This window comes from Streptomyces sp. KLMMK, assembly GCF_036961605.1.
Lineage (GTDB): Bacteria > Actinomycetota > Actinomycetes > Streptomycetales > Streptomycetaceae > Streptomyces > Streptomyces telluris.
Genome location: NZ_JBAMDC010000675.1, coordinates 1 through 1,945, shown reverse-complemented (window position 1 = coordinate 1,945; position 1,945 = coordinate 1). Strand labels below are relative to the sequence as shown.

Here is a 1,945-nt window from a genome sequence, read left to right as displayed (position 1 = left end):
GGCAGGCCCCGCGCACGGCGCAGGAGCACGCGCAAGAGGGACCACAGCCACGAGGACCGGTCCCAGTGAACCCCTGGCCCACACAGGCGGCCGTCCACACCGTGACCTCGGCAGGGCCACCGCCGTTCATCCGGGTAGCCCGCAAACGTCGTCCGTCGTCCCGGTCAGTGACACCCACAGGGGAGCGCAGTCAAGTGCAAGGCATCGTCCCCCATGGTCAGCCGCCCCGGCCCCGTTCTGCTCCGCCGCAACGCCCCGCTCCGGGGCGTCCGCCGGCCCCGCAGCCCGTGCACACGGCCATGATCTGCGTCGCCCTGCCCGCCCTGGCGATCTCCGGGGAGCACGGGCAGATGACCGGGCAGGGCCTCGACGGGTTCTACCGCAGCGGGCGCCGGCTCCTGGCCCGCTGCAGGCTGAAGGTCGGCGGCGCCGAGCCGCTGCCCGTCCAGGGACGCATGCTCGGCGCCGACCGGGCCCGTTTCGTCGGCGCCGTGCGGACCGCTGCCGACTCGGGCCCCGACCCCGCCGTCACGGTCGAGCGTCTGCGGACGGCGGAAGGCGTGGAGCGGATCGCCTTGCGCAGCACCGCGGCCCGCCCCCTGCGGCTGCCCGTCGAGGTGTCGCTCGGCACCGACCTCGCGGAGCTGGGCGCGGTCGCGGCCGGTGCGCCCGGGCCCGAGGTCCCCGCCGGGGTGCACGCCTCCGGGCTGCGGTGGTCCACCGGCGAGGCGCAGGCGGCGGTCACCACCGACCCCCCTCCGGGGGACGCCCTGGCCTCGGCGGGGATGCTCTGCTGGGAGATCGAGCTCCCGCCCGGCGGCACCCGCAGCATCGAGCTGCGCGTCCTGCCCGAGCAGCCCGGCAGGGTCCGGCAGCCCGAGGCGGCCGTTCCCCCGGGCCGTGCCTCCACGGTGCCCTGGGGAGATCCGCAGGCCGAGGGCGACGACCCCCGGGCAGGCGCACTGCTCGCCGCCGCCCTCGACGACCTCCGGGCACTGCTCGTGCGCGACCCCGCGGGCCCCGGTGACGTCCACCTGGCGGCCGGCGTCCCCTGGCGGTGCGGCCTCGCACCTGCCGAGGCCCTCTGGGCGGCGCGGATGACGCTCCCCCTCGGGGTCCGGCTGGCCGCGGGGACGCTGCGCACCCTGGCCCGGACGCAGATCGCGGCGCCGGGCCCCGACAAGGGGCGGATCCCCGGGGCGCTGCGCCACGCCGGGGCCCACCTGCCGCCCGGCTGCACCGGCACCGAGGCCACGCTGCTGTTCCCCGCCGTCCTGGCCGAGGCCCGGCGGTGGGGGCTTCCCGAGCGGGAGGCGGAGGCGCTGCTGCCCGCGGCCGAGCGCTGCCTCGAGTGGCTGCGGGCCGCGGCGGGGGACGAGGGATACCTCGCGGATCCCCAGCCCGGCGGGCCGTACCGCTGCGAGACGCAGGCGCACGCCCACCGCGCGGCCGTGCTCGGGGCCGACCTCCTGGAGACCTACGGCCGCCCCGGGGCCGACAGCTGGCGCAGCTGGGCGGCCGGGCTGCGCAGGCGCTTCCGCGAGGACTTCTGGGTGGAGGACCCGGGCGGTGGGCGCCCCGCAGCCGCCCGCACGCCCGACGGGCGCCGGATACCGCACCTGGGGAGCGCCGCCGCGCACCTCCTCGACACCGGCCTGCTCGGCGGGGGAATGCAGGCACCGGGCCTGCTCGACAAGGTGCAGACCGAGCAGCTGGCCCGGCTGCTCGGCGGACCGGCGCTCGACTCCGGCTGGGGCCTGCGCAGCCTCGGGGCCAAGGAGCCGGGCCACAATCCCTTCGGTCACCGCAGCGGCGCCGTCCGGGTCCACGAGACGGCCGTGGCCGTGGCGGGCCTGGCCTCCGCCGGGTACGAGAAGGAGGCCGGAGCCCTGCTGCGCGGCACCCTGGACGCGGCGGCCGCCTTCGGCCACCGGCTGCCGGAGAT

General features: G+C 78.4%; 1 protein-coding gene. It reads left to right on the top strand.

The window, feature by feature from the left end; all coding sequences use genetic code 11:
* Window positions 1-299: 299 nt before the first annotated feature.
* Window positions 300-1,945 (top strand): glycogen debranching N-terminal domain-containing protein (locus V7793_RS37015; RefSeq protein WP_336014068.1); only part of this gene is annotated, 1,646 nt, incomplete at its 3' end.